Annotated in this window: 1 protein-coding gene; it reads right to left on the bottom strand. The window is 77.9% G+C overall.

What is annotated here, in order from left to right; genetic code table 11:
* Window positions 1-226: hypothetical protein (locus tag J0695_RS37685; protein WP_206969301.1), on the bottom strand; the 226-nt coding region annotated here is incomplete at both ends.

Genomic DNA, 226 nt, shown 5'->3' with positions numbered 1-226 from the left:
CTCGTCGATCACCGCGGCGAGCCGCACCCGCGCGGACGCGGCCTGCACTCCCCGGTCGGCGACCGCCACAGCCAGCCACGACGCACTGCGGAGCCCGGACCCTTCGCCCAGTTCGGCCCCGGTACCCGACACCATCAGGAACGCGCCTTCCCCGCGCGCCCGCGCCACCCGCTCCGGAAACGCCAGCGCGGCGACAAGCCCGGCCGCGGCGTCGTCGCCCAGCGCG

The organism is Streptomyces beijiangensis, from assembly GCF_017315755.1.
Classification (GTDB): domain Bacteria; phylum Actinomycetota; class Actinomycetes; order Streptomycetales; family Streptomycetaceae; genus Streptomyces; species Streptomyces beijiangensis.
Note: the sequence above shows the minus strand (reverse complement) of the source record. Positions and strands in the feature narration are given on the sequence as shown.